This window comes from Acidobacteriota bacterium (assembly GCA_016196065.1).
In the GTDB taxonomy this organism is placed as follows: Bacteria; Acidobacteriota; Terriglobia; order Terriglobales; family Acidobacteriaceae; genus Acidiflorens.
In genome coordinates this window covers 1,580,266-1,600,867 of record JACPYL010000010.1, presented here as the reverse complement: position 1 = coordinate 1,600,867, position 20,602 = coordinate 1,580,266, and the positions used below count along the sequence as shown (strand labels likewise).

Annotated in this window: 22 protein-coding genes; 13 read left to right on the top strand and 9 right to left on the bottom strand. The window is 57.1% G+C overall.

Annotated elements, in window-relative coordinates; all coding sequences use genetic code 11:
• Positions 1-111 precede the first annotated feature (111 nt).
• Entirely contained in the window at positions 112-2,073 is a 1,962-nt protein-coding gene (locus tag HY010_09980; GenBank protein MBI3476051.1) for a hypothetical protein, read from the top strand.
• Between the two features lie 67 nt (positions 2,074-2,140).
• On the opposite strand, the gene HY010_09975 is transcribed toward HY010_09980, so the two are convergent.
• Positions 2,141-2,407 (bottom strand): hypothetical protein, encoded by a 267-nt coding sequence (locus HY010_09975; GenBank protein MBI3476050.1) that lies wholly within the window; start codon positions 2,405-2,407, stop codon positions 2,141-2,143.
• 231 nt (positions 2,408-2,638) lie between these two features.
• Between HY010_09975 and HY010_09970 the strand changes: the two genes are divergently transcribed.
• The gene (locus HY010_09970) at positions 2,639-2,833 is read left to right on the top strand and encodes a hypothetical protein (protein ID MBI3476049.1); all 195 of its coding nucleotides are present in this window, start codon (positions 2,639-2,641) and stop codon (positions 2,831-2,833) included.
• A 96-nt stretch (positions 2,834-2,929) separates the two neighbouring features.
• Here HY010_09970 and gltA read toward each other — a convergent pair whose 3' ends face one another.
• Both gltA and HY010_09960 read right to left on the bottom strand, forming a co-directional pair.
• Positions 2,930-4,330, bottom strand: coding sequence for an NADPH-dependent glutamate synthase (gene gltA, locus HY010_09965; GenBank protein ID MBI3476048.1), 1,401 nt, complete (start codon positions 4,328-4,330; stop codon positions 2,930-2,932).
• 50 nt (positions 4,331-4,380) lie between these two features.
• A complete protein-coding gene (locus HY010_09960) occupies positions 4,381-5,268 on the bottom strand; it encodes a sulfide/dihydroorotate dehydrogenase-like FAD/NAD-binding protein (GenBank protein ID MBI3476047.1) in 888 nt (295 codons plus the stop codon).
• A 199-nt stretch (positions 5,269-5,467) separates the two neighbouring features.
• Between HY010_09960 and HY010_09955 the strand changes: the two genes are divergently transcribed.
• Positions 5,468-6,568, top strand: coding sequence for a hypothetical protein (locus tag HY010_09955; protein MBI3476046.1), 1,101 nt, complete (start codon positions 5,468-5,470; stop codon positions 6,566-6,568).
• Positions 6,569-6,653: 85 nt separating this feature from the next.
• Complete coding sequence (locus tag HY010_09950; protein MBI3476045.1) at positions 6,654-7,355, top strand: hypothetical protein; 702 nt, start codon at positions 6,654-6,656, stop codon at positions 7,353-7,355.
• Positions 7,356-7,814: 459 nt separating this feature from the next.
• Here HY010_09950 and HY010_09945 read toward each other — a convergent pair whose 3' ends face one another.
• The gene (locus tag HY010_09945; GenBank protein MBI3476044.1) at positions 7,815-8,042 is read right to left on the bottom strand and encodes a hypothetical protein; all 228 of its coding nucleotides are present in this window, start codon (positions 8,040-8,042) and stop codon (positions 7,815-7,817) included.
• Between the two features lie 93 nt (positions 8,043-8,135).
• Between HY010_09945 and cadA the strand changes: the two genes are divergently transcribed.
• On the top strand, positions 8,136-10,625 hold the full coding sequence (gene cadA, locus HY010_09940; GenBank protein ID MBI3476043.1) for a cadmium-translocating P-type ATPase: 2,490 nt from the start codon (positions 8,136-8,138) through the stop codon (positions 10,623-10,625).
• 103 nt (positions 10,626-10,728) lie between these two features.
• Here cadA and HY010_09935 read toward each other — a convergent pair whose 3' ends face one another.
• Positions 10,729-11,331: a TlpA family protein disulfide reductase gene (locus HY010_09935; GenBank protein ID MBI3476042.1), complete on the bottom strand. Its 603-nt coding sequence runs from the start codon at positions 11,329-11,331 to the stop codon at positions 10,729-10,731.
• On the opposite strand from HY010_09935, the gene HY010_09930 reads away from it, so the two are divergent.
• The 6 genes from HY010_09930 to HY010_09905 all read left to right on the top strand — a co-directional run bounded on the left by HY010_09930 (position 11,245) and on the right by HY010_09905 (position 14,753).
• On the top strand, positions 11,245-12,375 hold the full coding sequence (locus tag HY010_09930; GenBank protein MBI3476041.1) for a glycosyltransferase: 1,131 nt from the start codon (positions 11,245-11,247) through the stop codon (positions 12,373-12,375). The two genes, HY010_09935 and HY010_09930, sit on opposite strands and share 87 nt — an antisense overlap.
• A 28-nt stretch (positions 12,376-12,403) precedes the next feature.
• The gene (locus HY010_09925; protein ID MBI3476040.1) at positions 12,404-12,814 is read left to right on the top strand and encodes a 6-carboxytetrahydropterin synthase; all 411 of its coding nucleotides are present in this window, start codon (positions 12,404-12,406) and stop codon (positions 12,812-12,814) included.
• Positions 12,811-13,221 (top strand): 6-carboxytetrahydropterin synthase, encoded by a 411-nt coding sequence (locus tag HY010_09920; GenBank protein MBI3476039.1) that lies wholly within the window; start codon positions 12,811-12,813, stop codon positions 13,219-13,221. Before HY010_09925 ends, HY010_09920 begins: the two co-directional genes overlap by 4 nt.
• 82 nt (positions 13,222-13,303) lie before the next feature.
• Entirely contained in the window at positions 13,304-13,903 is a 600-nt protein-coding gene (gene folE / locus HY010_09915) for a GTP cyclohydrolase I FolE (protein ID MBI3476038.1), read from the top strand.
• A complete protein-coding gene (locus tag HY010_09910; GenBank protein MBI3476037.1) occupies positions 13,893-14,378 on the top strand; it encodes a VOC family protein in 486 nt (161 codons plus the stop codon). Before folE ends, HY010_09910 begins: the two co-directional genes overlap by 11 nt.
• Before the next feature lie 30 nt (positions 14,379-14,408).
• Positions 14,409-14,753, top strand: a complete 345-nt coding sequence (locus HY010_09905; protein ID MBI3476036.1) for a hypothetical protein — start codon at positions 14,409-14,411, stop codon at positions 14,751-14,753.
• Between the two features lie 140 nt (positions 14,754-14,893).
• Here HY010_09905 and HY010_09900 read toward each other — a convergent pair whose 3' ends face one another.
• Positions 14,894-15,601 (bottom strand): rhomboid family intramembrane serine protease, encoded by a 708-nt coding sequence (locus HY010_09900; GenBank protein MBI3476035.1) that lies wholly within the window; start codon positions 15,599-15,601, stop codon positions 14,894-14,896.
• A gap of 105 nt (positions 15,602-15,706) precedes the next feature.
• Between HY010_09900 and truB the strand changes: the two genes are divergently transcribed.
• Both truB and HY010_09890 read left to right on the top strand, forming a co-directional pair.
• Positions 15,707-16,588 carry a tRNA pseudouridine(55) synthase TruB gene (truB, locus tag HY010_09895; GenBank protein MBI3476034.1) on the top strand — a complete coding sequence of 294 codons (882 nt, stop codon included), beginning with the start codon at positions 15,707-15,709 and terminating at the stop codon, positions 16,586-16,588.
• 185 nt (positions 16,589-16,773) lie between these two features.
• Complete coding sequence (locus tag HY010_09890) at positions 16,774-18,294, top strand: zinc ribbon domain-containing protein (GenBank protein MBI3476033.1); 1,521 nt, start codon at positions 16,774-16,776, stop codon at positions 18,292-18,294.
• Positions 18,295-18,478: 184 nt separating this feature from the next.
• Here the strand turns inward: HY010_09890 and HY010_09885 are convergent, their stop codons facing one another.
• The 3 genes from HY010_09885 to HY010_09875 form a co-directional block, all read right to left on the bottom strand.
• Positions 18,479-18,811 (bottom strand): hypothetical protein, encoded by a 333-nt coding sequence (locus tag HY010_09885; GenBank protein ID MBI3476032.1) that lies wholly within the window; start codon positions 18,809-18,811, stop codon positions 18,479-18,481.
• Positions 18,812-18,837: 26 nt separating this feature from the next.
• Positions 18,838-19,977 (bottom strand): hypothetical protein, encoded by a 1,140-nt coding sequence (locus HY010_09880; protein MBI3476031.1) that lies wholly within the window; start codon positions 19,975-19,977, stop codon positions 18,838-18,840.
• A gap of 97 nt (positions 19,978-20,074) precedes the next feature.
• Complete coding sequence (locus tag HY010_09875) at positions 20,075-20,560, bottom strand: bifunctional nuclease family protein (GenBank protein ID MBI3476030.1); 486 nt, start codon at positions 20,558-20,560, stop codon at positions 20,075-20,077.
• Positions 20,561-20,602: the final 42 nt, after the last annotated feature.

Sequence of the window (20,602 nt, the reverse complement as noted above, 5' to 3'; positions counted from 1 at the left end):
AGGACATCCAGACTCGGGTTGGGCTATCCAGGTAGGCAAGAACTGGGTCGCGCTGCTTCTGACGGCGCACTTTCTCCACCCAGTACTAATTCTGCGCAAGGAGTACCGGGTATGAAGGTCTATCTGTGGTTGGCTGTCTTGTTGGCAATGGGCTGGGTGTCGATCCCAGCGGAGGCGCAGACATGGGGCGGAGGAACCGGGGTCTGGAGCAATGCGGCGAACTGGTGCGGAGGCATTCCCAACGGTGGAGACGCTTTCATCGGGAACTGCAAGGGCGGTGGGACCGGGGTGGTCACACAGGACACAGGCAATGCACCCGTCGGGAACCTCACCATTGACAGCGGGAACAGCGTGTCGGTAGCACCCGGAAAACGGCTCACCATCGCTGGTGCGACGATCAGCAACGCTGGCACGCTGACTCTAGCGGGAACGGGAAGTCAGGGTGCGCAGATGGTGTGGAGCGGCTCGACGGTGACGCTGAAGGGAGGCGGGACTTTTGCAATGAGCGATGCGCCGAACCTCGTCATCGGAGGCAGCGCCACGACGCTGATCAACCAGGAGACCATCTCAGGCGGAGGGACGATGGCGGCCGAAGGCAATTTCAACATGAACAACCAGGGTCTTGTGAACGCTAACCTCACAACGCCTCTGCAACTCCGCACGACTTTCGGCACGTTGCTGAATAGCGGCACGCTTCAGGCCAGCAATGGCGGTACCCTGCGACTGGTGGCAGGCACGGGCGGTCTGGGCTTTGACAACACCGGCGGGACCATCCAGGCACTCAACGGTTCGACGGTGACGTTGGAGGGTGTTGCCATCACTGGCGGCACTTTCAGCACAAGTGGCAATGGGGTGGTGCTGGTCAAAGGCCTTGGCGGCTTCAACAATCTAACCAACTCCGGTCTGATCCAAGTCGGTGGACTCACGAGCAACTCTGCATTGGCACGCCTGAGCGGAACCATCAACAATACCGGCACGTTCCAACTGGGCTCAGCGGCCTGGGGGGACGACAACACACTGATCGATGGAACCGTAATTTTGAAGGGAAAGGGCACCATCCAATATGTCAATGCGGTGGAGTCGATCGTGAGTGGCAGCGGCACACCCTTTCTGGACAATGTGGACAATCTGATCGAGGGGGGCGGAACGCTAGGCAACGGCATAATGGCTCTGACCAACGAAAAGAAGGGCTTCATTCTGGCGAACCTACCCGCGCAGTTTAACCTCAATCTCAACCCCTTCAACAACCAGGGGAAGTTGCAGGTGAATGTGGGCAGTGTGGCCGTAATTCCCAGCAAGTTCAGTAATTTCTCCGGTTCGACCCTGACTGGAGGCACGTACATAGTAGGTGGAACTCTCAAGTTCGCGAATGCCAACATCGTGACCAATGCGGCCAACATACAACTGACGAGTCCCACTGCGCTCATCACTGCCAGTACTACGAACGCGTTGCTGGGTTTGTCGTCGAATACGAAGAAGGGATCGCTCACGATTCAGGGCAAGGCAGCACTCACCACGAACATCGCCTTTACGAATGCTCACAACACATCTGTGAAGGCGAACAGCAGCTTCACCGTCGGCGGCGCCAGCACCTACACCCAGACCGGGGGCACGACGAAAGTGGATGGAACCCTATCGGCGACAGCCGGTTTTGCGCTGCAAGGCGGGAGTCTCCTCGGGAAAGGAAAGGTCGCAGCATCGGTGGTTTCTGACTCGATCGTGACAGCAGGAGACTCCACCAACGCTTCGGGCAAGCTCTCCATCATTGGGGGCACTGGAACCTACACACAGAGAGCGACCGGCACCTTGAATATCCAGATCGGCGGAATCGATGTGGGAGGGAAATACAGCCAACTGGCCGTCGCTAACGGCGCCAGCCTGGCGGGAACCCTGAACATCAAGCTGATCAAGAATTTCCTGCCTGCAATCGGCGACACGTTCACGATCCTGACAGCGAGTGCGCGCACGGGCCAATTCAGCACCGTCAACGGACTGAGCATCAACTCCGGCGAGCATTTTGAGATCAGTTACGCGCCAACGTCCGTCCAGTTGGCAGTGGTGTCTGGTCCGTAGCGCCTTCCGGTTTTTCTCGCCGGATTCAGGGGACTGGACGCCGAGGAAGACCCTGCTGGAAACCGGTCTAATCCTTTACGTTCTTCTGGGAATGGCGATCGTCGGAATAGCCTCCCCATTGCGGCAGAAATTGTGCAATGGAGTGTGCAAGAAAGAGCGGTCTCTGTCGCCGCCGTTCCCGAAGAGTGAACATCAGCGCAAGAAAGAATCCTGTCAAAGCTCCGAGAAATCCTTCCGTCATGGAGAGCGCATTGAACGTGCGCAGGCCCTGGCCGGTTAGCAGGAATCCCGTATATGCCATCGTCGGCGTCCACAAAATCGCACGAACCTTCATGGAATCCTCACTGCGAGGTGGCATCCGCGATATTGTCACAGGATGTCTCGCCTTGCCGAAATCCTTAGGGCAATTTGAGTTGTCATTGATTATTTTTCGCTAACACCCTGCCGAGGCAGGGCCCTCAGGCACGCCTGTGCTACTACCTTAACTCTTACGGGCCATTCCTGGTCAAGGTTGGGGAAGTGTAGTCTTCGGAAACCAGACTCGCGACACTTTTCAGGAGGTACTATGCTCAGCGATGCTCCGAGGCAACGTAAGAAGACTTGGGACGAACTTGCCTTAGCAGCTTCAAAGGAAACCGACCCCGAAAAGATTGCGACGATCGCGGAAGAAATGTTTGCCGCTCTCGAAGAGCGCGAACGATCCGTTCGCATGCAAACTGAGAACCCAAAGCCGTCGAAATACCCCGATTACACGCATTGACTCCAGAAGTTGCTGGTAGTTGACTACAGCTGTTGCAAGAATTCTGATCTTGTTTGCACAGGAGTCAGCGCTATTTGAACGGTCTCACCTCACCACTTACCATTGCCCATTCACTAGATATTCGTGGATTGCCTTCGCTGCTCTTCGACCAGCCCCCATCGCCAGGATCACGGTGGCACTTCCGGTGACAATGTCACCGCCGGCGAAGACTCCCTTTCGCGAAGTTTTTTGCGAGGTCAAGTCAGCTTCGATGTAACCCTTCTTATTTGTATTCAGGCCGGGCGTGGTGCTTTGCACGATTGGATTGGCGCTAGTTCCGATGGCAATGACAGCTACCGAGAGGGGCAGGTCGAATTCGGACTTTTGAATTGGGACGGGACGGCGCCGGCCGGAGGCGTCGGGTTCGCCGAGTTCCATCTTCTGGCAACGTGCTCCGACCAGCCAGCCTTTGCCGTCGGAGAGGAATTCGATGGGGGCGGTCAGTACGTTGAAGTCGATGCCTTCCTGTTTTGCATGTTTGACTTCTTCGAGACGGGCGGGCATCTCGGCTTCACTGCGACGATAAAGGACGTAGGCTTTGCGCGCTCCCTGGCGTAGGGCGGACCGAATTGCATCGAGCGCCGTATTTCCTCCGCCAATCACGGCCACATCTTTGCCACGGAAATCTACGATCGGCTCATCATAGCGAGGGAATTCGTAGGCGTGCATGAGGTTGATACGCGTTAAGAATTCGTTGGCGGAATAGACGCCGTTCAAATGCTCTCCAGGGATTCCCATGAACTGCGGAAGTCCGGCGCCGGTCCCGATGAAAACGGCGTCGTAGCCCTCTTCTTCGACGAGTTCATCGATGGTCACGGTGCGGCCGACGACGACGTCGGTTTCAAACTCCACGCCCATGGCGCGCATGTAGTCGACTTGCTCGCGGATGATCTTCTTGGGTAAACGAAATTCCGGGATGCCATAAACGAGCACGCCACCGACTTCGTGGAGTGCCTCGAAAACGTGTACGTGGTGGCCCCTTTGGACGAGGTCTCCGGCGGCGGTGAGCCCGGAAGGTCCGCTGCCAACGATTGCAACCTTCTTGCCGGTGGGCGCGGCCTTCACCAGAGTCTTGAGATCGAAGTGTTGTTGCTCGTAGTCGGCGACGAAGCGTTCCAGGTAGCCGATGCCCAGAGACTCGCCTTTCTTGTTGAGCAGGCAGCCTCCTTCGCAGTGATCTTCCTGTGGGCAGACGCGTCCCGTGATGGCGGGAAGCACGTTGTCTTCTCGGATCTTGGCAGCAGCGCCCAGGAAGTCGCCGTCCACAATTTTCTGAACGAATTCTTTCACTTTCACGCCGACCGGACAGGTATCGGTACAGCTCGGCTTGGCGCATTCGATGCAGCGCAGAGCCTCCTGCCGCGCGAGTTCGGCAGAGTATCCGAGATTGACTTCGGTGAACTGCTGGGCGCGCTCGAGGGCTGGACGCTCCGGCATGTGCTGGCGAGGCATCTTCATGCGGTCGCGGTTGGGAATCGGATTCTTAAACTTGGTTGGAGTTGTGGCCATTACTTTGCCTCCAGCGCGCACGGGACCGCCGGTTCAGAGGTTGCTGCGGTTTTTTTCGCGGCCAGTTCCTGCCGGTAATTTTCCATTGAGCGTTTCTCGGCATCGCGATACATGGAATTCCTCTGCACGAGGACATCGAAATCCACGCGACTGGCTTCGAACTCGGGACCGTCCACGCAGGCAAATTCGCTCTTGCCGTCCACCAGCACCCGGCAACCTCCACACATACCGGTGCCGTCGATCATGATCGGGTTCAGGCTCACGACCGTGCGGATATTCTCTTTGCGGGTCACTTCCGCGACGGCTCTCATCATGGGGATCGGGCCGACGGCAAGCACCAGGTCGATACGCGTGCCGCTGTCGATCAAGTGCCGCAGTTTGTCGGTGACCAGCCCTTTGTCCGCGTAGCTGCCGTCATCGGTGGTGACAAAGACGCTGTCACTCACTTCGCGCATCTCGCGCTCCAGGATGACGAGGTCCTTGCTGCGGCCGCCAATGATGGAGATCACATGATTACCGGCTTGCTTCATCGCGGCGGCGGTCGGATATGCCATGGCCGTGCCGACTCCTCCACCAATCGCGACGACAGTGCCGAAGTGTGCGATCTCCGATGGTTTGCCGAGCGGTCCCACGATATCGAGAAGACTGTCGCCGGTTTCGAGCGAGTTCAGCAGATGGGTCGTCTTGCCCATGGACTGCACGACGATGTTGACCGTGCCGTTTTGCGGGTCGGAGCGTTCGATGGTGAGGGGGATGCGTTCTCCGCTCTCACAAATTCGGATGATGACGAACTGGCCTGGACGCTGCTTGCGAGCGATCCGGGGCGCCTCGATGATGAAGCGCTTGATTCCGGGGGCGATGAATTGAGCATGAACGATCTTGAACATGCAGGCACCTTTGCAATCCTCAAATATTGTCCCGTGGGCATGTAACCAGGGGCGGTGATGTGCATCACGTGCTATGGGTCAGGGATTCAAGCGGTTACCGGGACAAAGTCCAAGAAATATCCGCTAAACTTTCCCCGCGGGCGTGGTGTAGCATCGCAGGTTCAGTTTTGCAGAACCTGACGAGGAGAATATTTTTTCCATGAACTCTGGACGGAGGCAGTTCGTGCAGGGAATTGGAAGTCTGGGAGTTATGGCGGTGGCTGGAAAGGGAACCTTAATGGCAGATTCGATGTCCTCTCCGATGCCTTGGCCCAAACTGGTGGGTAGTCCCGTGCTCGACAGCCTGCATCCGGTGATTGAGCACTCGCGCGACGTTCATACCCATATCGAGAGACTGCGGGAAGTTGCGGGATGGATGGCCTATGAAGAACTCCCGATGCCCGACTACGCCATCCCGCTGGGCATGGGAGAAGGCAAGATCGAAGATGCGATCGATTTTGTTCTGACGTCGGACGTCGTGGACACGGCCTTCACCGATTTCTCTACCCACGTAAAGTTCCAGGTCGACTATGCGGGACGGAACTGGTCGGATTCGGATGCCCTCTTTGCCTGCATGAAGCGGGCGTTGGACAACGGGATCCCGGTGCTCGATGGCAAGTTTCTGGCTCAGGTCACGCGGCCGGAAATGGACAAGATATTTGCGGGCAACATCGAAATACCGATGCTGAACGAGAAGATGGAAGTGTTTCACCAGGCGGGAGCGGTTTTGGCCGAGAACTATGATGGACGCTTTCACAATTTCGTGAAGTCCTGCTCGCCCCGGCTCTATGACAACGGAAATGGACTGGTGGATCGACTGGTCAAGGAGTTTACGCGGTTCAATGATGTGAGCGACTACGACGGCCACGCCATCAAGCTGTATAAACTCGCACAACTCGGACTGTGGCTCTTGTATTCGAGCCTTCGCAAGACAGGAAAGTTTCAGCTGGAAGATCTCGACAAGATGACCGCGTTCGCGGACTATATCGTTCCGGTTCCGTTGCGCTTGATGGGCATCACAAGTTATTCCGCGGATCTGGAACACGCGATCAATACGCATCAGATGGTCCCGAGGGATAGCCGGTGGGAAGTGGAGATTCGCGCTCACTGCATCTACGCGACCGCGATGCTGTGCGAAGAGATCAACAAGATTCGCCCCAAGGATCTGCAGATTATCATTCCGCAGATTGATGCGCGCCTCTGGACTCACTACCATACGACATGGTGGCCTCATCATCTGACGAAGACGATCATGTACTGACCGTGGTGACGAAACGATGGGTGAATTCTTCGCCTGAAGGGAACAGGTTTTACAAAATTTCATTTTCGAATTTGGAGTGGTAAACATGAAAAATCATCTCGTAGTAGTGTTGTGCGCTCTTGCTCTGGTCGCGGTTACGGGCTGCAAAAAGAACTCCGAAGAACCCGCGAAGCCAGCGGCCACCAATTCCAACAATGCGGCGTCTCCAGCCGCACCGGCTGCAAGCGCTGCGCCCGCCCCTGCCGCGAGCAGCGGGGCTGTCAACGGATCGTCTGCCGAGACCACGTCGAAGATGGCTGCGGCCGACTGGGCGTTGAAACAGGATGAAATCAAGCATGATGCCAACGGACAGTGGGCGATCCAGGCAACCGCTTCTTCAACATATGGCGATGCGCAGGGTGCGGCTTCCTATTCTGCCAATCAGGTGACTGGAACTCCCAATGTCGAAAGTTACGGAGACAATGGGAATGCGTGGGCGCCGAAAACTGAAAACGAGGGCATTGAGTGGTTGGACCTGAAATATCCGAAGCCGGTGCATGCCACCGAGGTTCGCGTTCGCGAATCGTGCGGATCGGGAGCTGTGATCAAAATTGAAGTATTTGATGAACAAGGCGTGGGGCACAGTGTCTGGCAGGGCAATGATCCGACGACGGAACTGAACTACCTTATGGTGAAGTTCCCCAAGACTACGTTCAAGACGGACCGCGTCAAGGTGACACTGGCGACCAATGTGATTCCCGGTTGGAATGAAGTGGACGCCGTTCAGCTGATCGGCACTAGTGAGTAATTTGCGTTCGGAATCTGGGCTGAACGAGCGGTGCGTACAGACGTCCAAGAAAGTGGCGGGCGCTGCAACGTGACGCGTCCGAAAAATCTACACACGGGTAAAAGTTTCCCGCCAAGCGCAAAACCTACCCGTCGGGGCGGGCCACAACCCAGTACTGGCAAGGGTTTAGCAATGGCACGTCAGATGCTCCATGGAAGAACAGACGAAGTGGCGCGCAACGGGGTACTCGGAATAAACTTCGGCCAGAGGTAGATCCGGGTGCCCCTTGCATAACCGACTCGTTGACGCACACTCTGCCTCGTTTCCCCACAGCCTTCCCCCGATCATCCCGTTGTACAAGACTGAAGGATGCGGGGCGGAGTGTGGGACAAACGGCTCTGGGCCTTTCGCACTTAGCACTTAGCTTTTCGGCCCTTCAACCATCGGTTCCGATTTGAACCTCTAAGGATTTCTGCTAGTTCAGGCTGGGGTCAGCTTCTCGGTGAGTTCCAGGCCGGCTTGGCGCAGGAGGCGTGCGACTGCTTCTTCGCTGAGGCGCGAGGCATCGAAGAGGACGCGCACCGTGTGTTCCTTCTCGTCGAACGTGGTGCGCTGGATACCGTAGACTTCGCGGACACTGTCGAGCGCGCGTAATTCCTTTTCGCCGGGCTGGGACTGGTAGTGAAACGCGACTTCAAGGTACGTCATCTCTTCTCTCCCCAAATCAAAGCTTCGCAGGTTACCCTTTGAGTATCTAATAAAGGTTCGATTCCGCCAAGGAGCATCTGGCGAACGGGGACAATGGAACACACTCACGCGGAAAAACCGGGCAGCTCGGGACTCGTGGACCCCGTCTGCGGGATGAAGGTCGATCCAGCAACGGCGAAGTTTCGCACCGAGTATGAGGGGAAGAGCTATTTTTTTTGCTGCGCAGGGTGCCTCTCCAAGTTTTCTGCGAATCCACAGCAGATTCTTTCCGCGCCGCCAAAGCCCATGGGATCGGGAATGGTCTCACTGGGGATGGTGCAGGGAATTGCGGCGGCTCCAGCGAAACCCGCTGCGACTGCGGGAAAAGGGGATGCGCGGATTTACGTGTGTCCGATGTGCGAAGGGATTCGACAAGTTGGGCCGGGACCTTGTCCGAAATGTGGGATGGCTTTGGAACCGGAATCCCTAGCGGTGCCTACCACGCGGACAGAGTGGACGTGCCCGATGCATGCGGAGATCGTTCGGTCGGGGCCGGGGAACTGTCCGATCTGCGGGATGGCTCTGGAGCCGCGCACGGTGACAGCTGCTGAGGAGGAAAATCCCGAACTGCGCGACATGACACGGCGTTTCTGGATCGGAGTCGGGTTGACGGCGCCGTTGCTCGTGATCGCAATGGGCAGCATGTTGTCCCCGCACTCGTTCATGGCCTCGCCGTGGCCTTCAGTTCTGCCTTGGCTGGAACTGATTCTCGCTACTCCGGTCGTTCTGTGGTGCGGTTGGCCCTTCTTTCAGCGGGGCTGGGCGTCCATCGTCAACCGCAGCACGAACATGTTCACGTTGATCGCGATGGGGACGGGCGTCGCTTATGTATTCAGCTTGGTCGCCACGATTTTCCCTGGAATTTTTCCTGCTTCCTTTCGCACGATGGCTGACCGTCCCGATGTCTATTTTGAAGCCGCGGCGGCGATAGTCACGCTGGTGTTGCTGGGACAAGTCATGGAACTGCGGGCGCGCAGCCAGACTTCAAGTGCGATCCGAGCGCTGCTGGATTTAAGTCCGAAGATGGCGCGTGTGATCGCAGGGGATGGATCGGAGCGCGACATCCCTCTGGACCAGGTGCAGGTGGGAGAGAAGTTGCGTGTCCGTCCGGGCGAGAAAGTTCCGGTGGATGGCGCGGTTCTGGAAGGATCAAGCGCGGTCGATGAGTCGATGATCACGGGCGAGTCGATCCCGGTTGAGAAGACTGCTGGCTCGCGGCTGATCGGCGCCACCGTCAATGGTCATGGCGCACTGGTGATGCGCGCGGAGCGCGTTGGCAGCGAAACGATGCTGGCGCAGATTGTGAAGCTGGTCAGTCAGGCGCAGCGCACGCGGGCGCCGATTCAGCGACTGGCCGATCGCGTGGCGGGATGGTTTGTTCCGGCGGTGATCGCGATTGCAGTTCTTACTTTTGTTGCGTGGGCGGTCTTCGGGCCGGAGCCGCGCTTTGCGCACGCGATTGTGAATGCGGTGGCAGTGTTGATTATCGCTTGTCCATGCGCGCTGGGACTGGCAACTCCGATGGCCATCATGGTCGGGACGGGACGTGGAGCGCACGCAGGAGTCTTGATCAGGAACGCGGAGGCACTGGAGACGCTGGAGAAAGTCGACACGATCGTCTTTGACAAGACGGGGACGCTCACGGAAGGCAAGCCGAAAGTGGTGGCGTACAGTGACGCGGAAGTCCTGCGGTTGGCGGCGAGCGTGGAAAGAGCGAGTGAACATCCGCTGGCTGCCGCGATTGTAGAAATGGCTCGCAAACAGAATCTTCGTCTTTCGGAAATTTCTGGCTTCGAATATCTGGCGGGCACGGGCGTGAAGGCGATTGTCGATGGCAAGCGGATCGCCGCCGGAAATCGTGCGCTTATGACCGAAATTGGCGTATTCGGCGCCGGGCGAAAGGAAGGCGTGCTGGTCGGAGGCGGACCAGGAGCGACACAGGTTTATGTTGCGATCGATGGACAATACGCCGGGCACATCGCGGTTACTGATCCCCTAAAGCGGAATGCGGCCGCGGCATTGCGCGAGTTGAAGGCGCAGGGTGTTCGACTGGTAATGCTGACCGGGGACAACCAGACAACGGCGCAGGAGATTGCGCGCGCCGTCGGGATCGAAGACTTCAAGGCAGAAGTGCTGCCAGCGCAGAAATCTGAAATTGTGAAAGTGCTCCAGAAAGAAGGACACGTCGTCGCCATGGCGGGCGATGGGATCAACGATGCTCCCGCACTCGCGTTGGCGCAGGTTGGGATCGCAATGGGAACGGGGACGGATGTCGCACTGGAGAGTGCGGGAATCACGCTGCTTAAAGGAGACCTTGAAGGAATTCTGCGGGCGCGAAAGCTAAGTCAGGCGACCATGAGCAATATCCGTCAGAATCTGTTTTTTGCGTTTATCTACAACTCGATCGGGGTGCCGATTGCCGCGGGCGTGTTGTATCCATTCTTTGGATTGCTGCTGAGTCCGATTCTCGCGGCGGCGGCGATGAGCTTCAGTTCCGTGTCGGTTATCGCGAATTCGCTGCGGTTGCGGCGCGTGCGGTTATGAATCCAGGCAGATCTGTCATCCCGAGCGAAGCGAGGGATCTGCATCTGGCTGGAGAGCTGCAGATCCCTCGCTTCGCTCGGGATGACAGTTCCTATTTTGTGCTTTAGAGTCTGCTGAGGTAATCGAGGACTTCCTGGCTGTTCCAGTTCACGGCGCCGATGAATTTGCGGCGGACGACTCCGTTGCGATCAATCACGTAGGTTTCGGGCCAACGGAAGGTACCGTAGAGGGTGGGCGCTTTCTGCGCTTCGTCACGGACGGCTACGAAGTTCACGCCGTATTCTTTTAGAAACTTGTGGTAGGCGGCATCGTCGGCGTCAATACTGACTCCTACGACGGTCACGCCGTTCTTCTTCATTTTCTCCTGCATCCGGACGAGGGATGGGGTCTCTTCGATGCAAGGAGCACACCACGATCCCCAGAAGTTCAGGACCACCACCTGGCCTCGAAACTCGCTGAGCGTAACTTTGTGATCTGAGTCCTGAACGGTGAAATCAGGGGCATTTTCGCCGATTCGGGGAGGCCGGTTGCCGCTGTAGCATCCAATTAGAGCCGTCAGCAATCCAATAGCGAGGGCAAGGATAGTTCGTCTCACACCGCTATAATAGCGGAAATCCTTATGGATGCTGTGATCCACGCCACACCTGAGGTTTCGATTATTGTTCCCGCCCGGAATGAGGAAGTGTGCCTGGGGGATTGCCTGCATTCGCTGGTTTCGCAGGCGGGAGTGACGTTCGAGATCATTGTGGTCGACGACCAGTCGACGGATCGAACTCGAGCGATCGCGAATAGCTTTGCAGGCGTGCGTGTGCTATCTCCGGGACCCTTGCCGAACGGGTGGACCGGAAAGAATAACGCGGTGGTTGCCGGAGCACGAGCAGCGCGCGGAGAGTGGTTGCTGTTTACGGATGCAGACACGGTGCACCTGCCCGGATCGCTGGCGGGGGCCTTGGCCGAGGCGAAAGAGCATCGGGCGGAATTGCTGTCGTATTCGCCAGAGCAGATCGCGGTGACGTTTTGGGAGATCGCCACGCTGCCTGTCGTGTTTGCGGCGTTGGCGCGGCAGTACCCGCCGGCGCTGGTGAGTGATCCAGAGTCTCCGGTGGTCGCCGCCAATGGACAATACATCCTCGTGCGCCGCGAGGCGTATGACGCTGTCGGCGGGCATGCGGCGGTTGCAACCGACTTGCTCGAAGATGTTGCGCTCGCCCGGGCGGTAAAAAGTTCGGGACGCAAGATTCAGTTTCGATATGCGGGCACTTCGGTACGGACGCGGATGTACCGCAATTTCCACCAGCTTCGCGAAGGGTGGACCAAGAATCTGGCACTGTTGTTTCCGAAACCCAGATGGCTCGCGGCGAAGGTATTACTTGGCTGGAGCGTCGCGTGGCTGATCTTCTGCCTGCCGTGGATCGTCCGTCTGGGTGCAGGCCTCACTACTGGAGCCGTGCATGAAGTGTTCCATCGGTGGATCGGAATAGGCTGGCTGAATGGAATTGTGCTGATCGGACCCCTCTCTCTCATGATCCGGCTGAGAAAGGCGAACTTTACATGGGACATGGAGGTTCTCGGAGCGATCTTCGGCTATCCCATGTTCGCGTACCTATTGCTGCGTTCGAAGAACGCACATGCGCGCCATAAAGTCCTGTGGAAGGGACGGAACTATGCGGGATCCGTTGGTCAGCCAGAGGCGACGGACAACGCTGCCGCAGTGATGATGAATCAGGCGCTATTGAAGTCGCACAAATGAGACTGAAAACTGGAAACGAGCAACCTAGATGGTCTATCTGACACGCAAGGCGGAATTTTCGGCGGCACATGTCTATCACAATCCGGCATTTACACCGGATGAGAACGTGCGGATTTTTGGCAAGTGCAACAACCCCAACGGGCATGGGCATAATTACACGCTGGAAGTGACTGTGAAGGGAGCCGTCGATCCGAAATCGGGGTTCGTGGTGGACTTGAAGCAGTTGAAGGAAATCATGAACAGGGAAGTGCTGGACGCGCTGGATCATCGGCATCTCAACAAGGAAGTGCCGGAGTTCGCGCATCGAATCCCTACGACGGAAAATATTGCGATCGTGATCTGGCAGCGTCTGGTGACGAAGCTCCAGACCGCGCAACTGCATCGCGTGCGGGTTTACGAGACGCCGGATTTGTTTGTCGATTTCTACGGAGAAGCATGAAAGCTCATCTGACCCGGCGGTACATGTTTTCTGCTTCGCACCGATTGCACAGCGAAGCCATGTCCGCAGAGGAGAACCAGGCAATCTACGGGAAATGCAACAACCCTCACGGACACGGTCACAACTACGTGATCGAGATCACGGTGAGCGGACAAGTCGACGCCCAGACAGGCATGGTTTGCAATTTAGTGGACCTGGACGCATTTGTGCACCAGCATGTCATCGAGCGTTACGGCCACCAGAATTTGAACCTCATGCAAGAATTCGTGCAAGAAGTGCCCACTACGGAAAATTTGTGCATTGCCATCTACGGAATTGTGCACCGTAGCTTCCAGAAAGCGCATCTTGAAAAGGTAAGGATTGAGGAGACGATGATGAATTCGTTCGAATACGGAGGAAACTTGTAGTCTTGCAATTTGTAATTGGCAATTGAGAACCGGTAAATCGGGTTCGGCAATTGCGAACAATAGATTGCAAATTTCAAATCTTATGAAATCAACTACCCAGCCGACCTCACTGACCAGTGCCAGCTATGAAGAACTCGTGCGCGAGATGCTCGTCCGCCTTGGGGAAGATCCTGATCGCGAAGGATTGATACGCACACCAGAGCGCGTCAAGAAAGCCAATGAACATCTCACTCGGGGCTATAAGGAAGATCCCGAGGCATTGTTGCGCGAAGCTTTGTTTACGGTCACCTATGACGAGATGGTGATCGTGAAGGACATCGAGATGTTCAGCCTCTGCGAACATCACCTGCTGCCGTTTTTTGGGAAAGTGCATGTCGCTTATATCCCGAACGGCAAGGTGATCGGTCTGAGCAAGATTCCGCGCCTGATTGAGATTTTCTCGCGGCGTTTGCAGATACAGGAACGTCTGACCACACAAATTGCGGAGACGATCCAGAAGACGATCGAGCCGCAAGGCGTGGGCGTTGTGATCGAAGCGCGGCACCTCTGCATGATGATGCGCGGCGTCGAGAAGCAGCATTCGTCGGCGGTGACGTCGTCGATGCTGGGATCCTTCCGAGACGAACAGGAGACGCGGACAGAATTCTTGTCGCTGATCCGGCAGCGGACGAATGGGGTGTGAAATGGCGGCCACGCCGGTTCGCCAGATCTTTGAGACTCATTTGACCGTGAGGGATCTCGACCGCTCCGTCGCGTTTTATCGCGATGTGGTGGGATTGGAAATGGCTCTTCGGAATGAAGAGCGCAATGTGGCATTTTTCTGGGTAGGGGGCCGTGGAACCACGATGCTGGGCCTGTGGGCGGTAGGGTCTTCTCCACTCGCGATGAAATTGCACACGGCGTTTGCCGTGGACCTTCAAGACTTGCTCGCCGCCCCGGAAGTCCTGCGCAAGGCGGGGGTCACTCCTCTCGATTTCTACAGTCGACCGGCGATCGAGCTTTCCGTTCTTGCGTGGATGCCGGCCGCTTCGGTCTACTTCGAGGATCCTGACGGCCATAGTCTCGAATACATTGCGATGCTACCGAACAACCCGAGGCCGGAAGTTGGGATCGTATCCTACAGCGAATGGATTAAAGGCATGGCGGCAGCAAGATAGCTAGTCTGTAATTTGTTAAGGCGACGCTTTATGAGTTGGATCGACACTTTCAAATCGTTGAAGAGATCGGAACATCGTCTCGCCTGGATTATCGCGATGACGGCTGATGCCATCCAGATCGTCGCATTGCCTTTCTTTGTCGAAGGCGCCCTGTCACCTGCGGATTCCGTACTGGATGTGCTTGTAGGTCTGGTTTTGATTCGTCTGCTGGGATGGCATTGGGCGTTTCTGCCTTCGCTCGCGGCTGAACTGATTCCGGGGATGGATTTGTTCCCAACCTGGACGGCGGCGGTTTGGTTCGTGACGCGGCACAAGATGCATCGCGGGGAACCAGAGATTCTGCCGCCGGGGCCGGCTCCGCAGGCGCGAAGCTAGCTCAAGCCCAATTCCTGATAGCCCCTCTTCCGTGTTCTACCTGAGTTTCCCTGCTCTGAGGCTTCTACTACACATGGTCCTGCCTGCTTTCATTGCAGAGTGATAGAACGCGGGCGAGGGCGCCCGCGCCACACAACCGGCTACCAGGCTCCATAGCGATGGCGCTGGGGACGTTCTGAAAATAGTTTGATTGCCAGAACGCCGGCGACGAATCCTCCAACGTGTGCCCAGAAGGCGATGCCACCCTCGGTCTGCGAAGTCGCTGTCATCGAGGACGCGGTTCCGATCAGGAACTGAACCAGAAACCAGTAGCCGAGCATCAGCCATGCTGGTACATGGAAGAAAAAGATCGGTGGAAACCACACCAGAACTCGCGCTTTTGGATAAAGAATGAAATAGGCCCCCATTACCCCGGCGATCGCCCCACTGGCGCCGACCGTCGGAACGATGGAGTTGGGGTTGACCATGATCTGCGATAGCGCTGCTACCACTCCACCGATCAGGTAGAACAGCAGATATCGGAAGTGTCCGAGATAGTCTTCGACGTTGTCGCCAAAGACCCAAAGGAAAATCATGTTGCCTGCGAGATGCTTCCAGCCGCCGTGCAGGAACATGGAGGTAAAGAAAGGAAGCAAGGCAGTGATCGCACCGTCGTAGGAACGGCCGGTGAGGACGGCGACGGTGTGCCGAGGCACGACACCGAACTCCGCGATAAATGCATTCAGGGCGCCGGCGCTGTGAGCGCCGACGGAGACTTCCCACAGGAATATCAGAACATTCAAGACGATCAGGAAATAGTTGATGAGCGGCGTCGAGAAGCTCGGTTGGTCGTCGCGGAGGGGAATCATCTAGTTGGGAATCTGGTAGTTTGGTGTAGGCAATCAAATCCAATTAACACGCGATCGACGACCTTCATCAGATTACCAATACCCAATCAAAAATTGCCAATGTCCATGAACAGCGTAGTTGTAGTCGACAAACCAGCGGGACTGACTTCGCATGACGTGGTGAACCGCGTCCGGCGAATCCTCGGGCAGAAATCGGTGGGACATCTCGGCACACTGGATCCGGCGGCGACCGGAGTCTTGCCGGTGGTGACGGGCAGTTTGACCAGGCTGGCCCAGTTCTATCTGCACTCAGAAAAGTGCTATGAAGGCGTAATCCGCTTCGGCTTCGCCACCGACACCTACGACGCGGATGGGGAAGCGGCAACTCCGGAGGTCGAAGTGACGTTGGACCTGGACAAGCTGCGGGAATTGAGTCTGCAGTTTCAGGGCGTGATTCAGCAGGTGCCACCGCCCTATTCAGCCAAGAAAATTGCGGGAGTTCGGGCGTACAAAATGGCACGCAAGAAACAGGACGTCAGACTCGATCCAGTAGAGGTCGAGATCAAAGAGCTTGCCATCCTTTCTGCGGAAGGGAACTGCTGCCACTTTCGGGCGCAGGTTGCAGCGGGAACCTATGTGCGCTCGGTGGCGCACGATCTTGGCGAAAAGATGGGCTGCGGGGCTCATTTGCAGTCGCTGCGAAGAACTGCCGTGGCGGAATTCAAGATCGAAGATGCGCATACTCTGGAAGAATTGATGGAAGCGGCCGGGCAGGGAAGAGTGGAAGAGTTATCAGTGCATCCACGAAAGTTGCTGCCGCACTTCCCTTGCGTTACCGCGACCGACGAGAACGCCGCATTCATTCGCAGCGGACGAGCCGTCAATCTACCGGAACTGTCGCGCGAGCGGCTCGTGAAGGTGTTTCATGGACAGCGAGACCTGATCGCCATCGGCACTCGAATCGCCGGAACGCTATTTCATCCCGGGATTGTGTTCGTGCAGGACTAGACAGTCTCCCGCGATCCCCGTCCTAAACCTCGTTCCAAAGCGACTCACAAAAAGGGATTCCAGTGCGATATAATTCGCGCGCCTTCCCCAGCTAGCTTCCGCGCGATCGCAACGATGCGGGTCGTTTCAGATCCACCAATTGCACGTTGGATTCAGGCGGTTAACATCCTCGTGAGGAGAGAACGATGAAGTGTACAAAATGCGCAGCCGAGGCTGGTTCAGGACGGTTTTGCCGGAGTTGCGGTGCGCCTACAGCGACCGCCAGCGAAGGAGCTGCGCAGGCGGTGGTTGTTTGTCCTTCCTGCCGAACGAGCGTACCGCCGGGAGCGAAATTCTGTGCGAACTGCGCAGCGCCGTTGGGAAGCGCTCCAGTCCAGCCGCCCGCGGCTGTGCCTGCAGAACCAATCCTGATTTGCGTGCATTGCGGGACAGAAGCAAAAGCGGGTACGAAATTTTGCAACGCTTGCGGAAAGTCGGTGGCCGCCGTGCCGCCGCCACCCACGCCGGATGCCGCGCCGACGCTGGCGTCGCCTGACCTGATGCCGACCGCGGTGATCTCAACGCCCGCTCGTTCAGCAGCTCCGCCGCAAGTAGCCCCACCTGCTCCTCAACCTGTGCCCGTTGTTCCAGCAGCGGCTCCGAAACTGGTGCCAAAAGTTCAGCCGAACGCACCCTTTGCTGGGCAAGCGCCGCAACAGCCGGGCGGCAGCCGCATTCTTGTAGTTACAAGTATTATCATTCTGGCGATTGCCGCAGCCGGATCAGTGTATTGGTTCGTTTTACGAAAGCCGACAGCTGCGAGTACGCAGAACGCGTCCCCTTCCGACACGACCGCTGTTGCGCAGCCTGCGAATCAAGCGCCGGCAGATTCAACATCGCAAGCGGGAGTGAGTCCGGATTCACAACCTGCTTCCTCCAGCGACTCGCAACCGTCAGCCGATGCGACTCCCGCGAGCACAGACGCGGCCGGAACGGCTCCGACAGGGAACAGTCCGGCGTCCGGTAACCCGAGCACGCCTGCACCTCCCGCCCATCCACTGAAACGACCGCCCGCCAAGGCCACGGGTTCGGCGTTTGCACAGGCTCATGCTAATGCTGAACAGGCATTTGCGGCTTCGCAATACCTCAATCCTCCGGAGGGCAGCGCTCTGTTTTGGGCGAGAAAAGCTAAAGCGCTGGGTGATCCGGGGGCGGCGCAGGTCGAGCAGGACGTCTTCAATAAATTGATGGCGGATTTCACGGCGGCTCGGCAGAGTCACAGCTACGACCAGGCCCAGGCGCAGCTCTATCAAATCGCCAGCAGTTTTCCTGAACACACCGAATTGCGGCACGTGCAAGATGAAGTCCATCAGGAGCAGCAGCATTACGCGCAACAGATGGAGGAGCAGCGACGCCAGGCCGAAGCGGCAGCTCAGACCAAGAAGTTCGCTGTGCAGCATCGCCATGGCACCGGGGAAAGTTCCTGCACCGGGACCATCTCGGTTACGCCTGATGGCGTCGGTCACTATGACTGCAGCACTCCAGATGGCAAGGGCCGTTGCGAACACGTTGTGTTTGGAGCCGACTCGTTGAAAGAGGTGAAGGTCCGGGGCGATGGTTCGTTACATGTGGCCACACGGCAACAAGGGAACTTCGATTTCACGGGTGCCGATATGACGGTGAGAGATGCGTCGACGGCCTTGGTGCATCTGGTTGGAAAGCACTGATATCCACCCCTGAAAGCCGACTGGCAGGATGGGATTGCGATGAGGATTAGGCATTATATGTAGTGTCCGATAACAGGTATTATGTCTATAGTTGAACCTGCCCTTGGACTGCTGCCTCTCTCGCATTGTCTAAGCCTCAAGTCACCCATGCGTTGATTTCTGACCCAGTTATCGGAAGTCCCGCTTATGGAACCTGATTCCCTGCGGGCGCTGGTCTACCCAATAGCCGATATAGATCCTCGCGGAATCGGGTAAGAATCTCCAGGCGTTCTGGCGTTGCTTCCACGATTTCGGATTTGGCCTGGAAAACTTTGCCTCCCTGTATTTCCGTGAGGACACCCATCACTTCGCCCATGCGCCAACCGGGGGTGCCCATGATCTGCAGGCCGTCCACGCCCGGGACCAGCAGCGCTACGCAATTGTCGCGCATCACTCCGATGCACTTGGGAAAGCGGTCGAATGTCTGGAGTTCGAAGCCGGCTATGTAGATGCGTTGAAGTTGTTCAGCGGAGTCCATGAAAATTGTGGGTATTCAAGAAACGGCTAGTGCGGCTCTGCTCGGATCACTTCCAGAGCACCACCTTCACCGAGTTGCAGGAACGTAAATACTTCTTCGTCGGGAGAGTAGCACACGAACGCCGGACGCATGGCGCCGGGAACAGACTCGGTCTCGACGATCTTTCCCGTGCGGCTGTCGCTGACTGCCACAGTCGGAGTACTGGAAGCACCCTCGAAGAAGCTGTAGGTAGCGATGCGGCGGCCTGACAGGAGATCTGTCACCACGATGATGGTGGTGAAGTCTTCCGACATGTAGGAAGTGGCAACCCGGTTGCTTGACACGTGAAAAGCATTCGGCATGAGGTCCGGAGCAGGAGGATTAATCTTCAAGGTACGGAGAATCTTGCCCGCCGGAGAAACTCCATAGATCAGTGCCGGTGACGACCGCCGCAAAGCATAGATGTTGCCGTCTTGGCCAGGTTCAGCACCGGAAAGGTCGAGGGTGACTGGACGATTCTCCGGGGAGGTCTTCCCCACTGCTCCGGTCTTTCGGATCGGTGCGGCGGTCCTCAACGCAGCCGCAAACGAGATTGGCGTGAGCATGCGTCCGTCGGCTGAGAACACAGCGGTGACTGGGTGTCCGGGATCGGAGCGGTCCGCCAAATCGCGCTGTATGCCGGAGACCAAGAGATTACCGTTGGCAAAGGCGGCAAACTCATACGGCTGGAAGTCGGCATCGAGTTGAATCGGCGAGGACGCCGATCCGTCGGACGAATAGTGAAGAACGTATATCTGAGGCTTGACGATGCCGACCCCTGCAATTTGATCGATACCTCCGTCGGCGCTTGGTGAAAAAGAGTCGGTACGCGTGAGTTTGAGCTGAGAAAGCGCAATCGGGTCAAATGAGGCCGTCCGCTTCCCTTCCGCATTGATCTTCACGATCGGGCTCAGCAAGGGACGGTCGGTGGCGTACTTGCGGATGTAGAGGTTGCCGTCGGCATCGCACTTCGCCGGGAACATGAACGCTCCCATTTCGGAGGCAAGCGTCTTGCGACTGGATTCCTGGAGCTTGATGGCTGGAGCAGAATTCGGCTTCGGATGGCTTGCTGGTTGCGCGTAAAGCAACCCGCCAATCAGGAGCGGGAGAGCGAACGCGAAACGCAGAATGTGCCGTGAGACTTGCATGGAATTTGCAGCGAACATCTGCGGTTGAAACTGGAAATCCAAACACACTGAGCGGGCGCCTTTACCTCAACAATCTAACTTCTCACCTCTGACCTTCTTACATCTTGTACTTGCCGAGATCGTCGTCGCTCAAGCCCTCGAGAAATTTACGGAGTTCGTCGCTGGTGGCGCGTTCGGACAGGTTGCTGGCCTGTTTCGAGTTCTTCAGAACTTCGTCCTCGACGAAGATAGGACAATCCATGCGCAGAGCGAGCGCCAATGCGTCGGACGGGCGGGAGTCCACGCTCACGACGCGGCCTTCCTTTTCCAGCCAGATCACGGCAAAGAAAGTGTCGTCCTTAAGTTCGGTCACAACTACTTTGTGGACAAGCGCGTCCAGGCCGGTCAGGACATTTTTGATCAGGTCGTGGGTCATCGGGCGCGGCGTACTGACTTTTTCAATTTCGAGCGCGATCGCGTTGGCTTCGTACACTCCGACCCAGATGGGGAGTACCGTGTCACTGCCGACATCCTTGAGCAGCACGATGGGCATGTTTGTGACTGGGTCCATCATGAGCCCGCGAATTTTCATTTCAACTTCCATAAGACCTCGAAGTGCAGTGGCCGGTGCTCAGGTAGCCGCAAC

What these genes read in the sequence shown, in the direction of transcription:
- HY010_09980 (MBI3476051.1), top strand. Translation starts at nt 112, where the DNA reads ATGAAGGTCTATCTGTGGTTGGCTGTCTTGTTGGCAATGGGCTGGGTG.
- HY010_09975 (MBI3476050.1), bottom strand. Translation starts at nt 2,407, where the DNA reads ATGAAGGTTCGTGCGATTTTGTGGACGCCGACGATGGCATATACGGGA.
- HY010_09970 (MBI3476049.1), top strand. Translation starts at nt 2,639, where the DNA reads ATGCTCAGCGATGCTCCGAGGCAACGTAAGAAGACTTGGGACGAACTT.
- gltA (MBI3476048.1), bottom strand. Translation starts at nt 4,330, where the DNA reads ATGAAGATGCCTCGCCAGCACATGCCGGAGCGTCCAGCCCTCGAGCGC.
- HY010_09960 (MBI3476047.1), bottom strand. Translation starts at nt 5,268, where the DNA reads ATGTTCAAGATCGTTCATGCTCAATTCATCGCCCCCGGAATCAAGCGC.
- HY010_09955 (MBI3476046.1), top strand. Translation starts at nt 5,468, where the DNA reads ATGAACTCTGGACGGAGGCAGTTCGTGCAGGGAATTGGAAGTCTGGGA.
- HY010_09950 (MBI3476045.1), top strand. Translation starts at nt 6,654, where the DNA reads ATGAAAAATCATCTCGTAGTAGTGTTGTGCGCTCTTGCTCTGGTCGCG.
- HY010_09945 (MBI3476044.1), bottom strand. Translation starts at nt 8,042, where the DNA reads ATGACGTACCTTGAAGTCGCGTTTCACTACCAGTCCCAGCCCGGCGAA.
- cadA (MBI3476043.1), top strand. Translation starts at nt 8,136, where the DNA reads ATGGAACACACTCACGCGGAAAAACCGGGCAGCTCGGGACTCGTGGAC.
- HY010_09930 (MBI3476041.1), top strand. Translation starts at nt 11,245, where the DNA reads ATGGATGCTGTGATCCACGCCACACCTGAGGTTTCGATTATTGTTCCC.
- HY010_09935 (MBI3476042.1), bottom strand. Translation starts at nt 11,331, where the DNA reads ATGCAGGCAATCCCCCAGGCACACTTCCTCATTCCGGGCGGGAACAAT.
- HY010_09925 (MBI3476040.1), top strand. Translation starts at nt 12,404, where the DNA reads ATGGTCTATCTGACACGCAAGGCGGAATTTTCGGCGGCACATGTCTAT.
- HY010_09920 (MBI3476039.1), top strand. Translation starts at nt 12,811, where the DNA reads ATGAAAGCTCATCTGACCCGGCGGTACATGTTTTCTGCTTCGCACCGA.
- folE (MBI3476038.1), top strand. Translation starts at nt 13,304, where the DNA reads ATGAAATCAACTACCCAGCCGACCTCACTGACCAGTGCCAGCTATGAA.
- HY010_09910 (MBI3476037.1), top strand. Translation starts at nt 13,893, where the DNA reads ATGGGGTGTGAAATGGCGGCCACGCCGGTTCGCCAGATCTTTGAGACT.
- HY010_09905 (MBI3476036.1), top strand. Translation starts at nt 14,409, where the DNA reads ATGAGTTGGATCGACACTTTCAAATCGTTGAAGAGATCGGAACATCGT.
- HY010_09900 (MBI3476035.1), bottom strand. Translation starts at nt 15,601, where the DNA reads ATGATTCCCCTCCGCGACGACCAACCGAGCTTCTCGACGCCGCTCATC.
- truB (MBI3476034.1), top strand. Translation starts at nt 15,707, where the DNA reads ATGAACAGCGTAGTTGTAGTCGACAAACCAGCGGGACTGACTTCGCAT.
- HY010_09890 (MBI3476033.1), top strand. Translation starts at nt 16,774, where the DNA reads ATGAAGTGTACAAAATGCGCAGCCGAGGCTGGTTCAGGACGGTTTTGC.
- HY010_09885 (MBI3476032.1), bottom strand. Translation starts at nt 18,811, where the DNA reads ATGGACTCCGCTGAACAACTTCAACGCATCTACATAGCCGGCTTCGAA.
- HY010_09880 (MBI3476031.1), bottom strand. Translation starts at nt 19,977, where the DNA reads ATGCAAGTCTCACGGCACATTCTGCGTTTCGCGTTCGCTCTCCCGCTC.
- HY010_09875 (MBI3476030.1), bottom strand. Translation starts at nt 20,560, where the DNA reads ATGGAAGTTGAAATGAAAATTCGCGGGCTCATGATGGACCCAGTCACA.